Source organism: Pantoea sp. V106_11 (genome assembly GCF_029967885.1).
Lineage (GTDB): Bacteria > Pseudomonadota > Gammaproteobacteria > Enterobacterales > Enterobacteriaceae > Pantoea > Pantoea ananatis.
In genome coordinates this window covers 1-509 of sequence record NZ_JASCAK010000019.1, presented here as the reverse complement: position 1 = coordinate 509, position 509 = coordinate 1, and the positions used below count along the sequence as shown (strand labels likewise).

The 509-nt window shown below is 52.5% G+C and carries 1 rRNA gene; it reads left to right on the top strand.

The features are described from left to right. A 23S ribosomal RNA gene (locus QLG08_RS01455) occupies positions 1–509 on the top strand; the annotation flags it as partial.

Here is a 509-nt window from a genome sequence, read left to right as displayed (position 1 = left end):
AACCGGCGATACCCGAATGGGGAAACCCAGTGTGACTCGTCACACTATCATGCAGTGAATACATAGCTGTATGAGGCGAACCGGGGGAACTGAAACATCTAAGTACCCCGAGGAAAAGAAATCAACCGAGATTCCCCCAGTAGCGGCGAGCGAACGGGGAGGAGCCCAGAACCATCATCAGCTTGTGCATCAGTGGAAGCGTCTGGAAAGTCGCAGGGTACAGGGTGATACTCCCGTACACAAAGGTGCACAGGCTGTGAGTTCGATGAGTAAGGCGGGACACGTGGTATCCTGTCTGAATATGGGGGGACCATCCTCCAAGGCTAAATACTCCTGACTGACCGATAGTGAACCAGTACCGTGAGGGAAAGGCGAAAAGAACCCCGGCGAGGGGAGTGAAACAGAACCTGAAACCGTGTACGTACAAGCAGTGGGAGCCTCTTTATGGGGTGACTGCGTACCTTTTGTATAATGGGTCAGCGACTTATATTCTGTAGCAAGGTTAACCG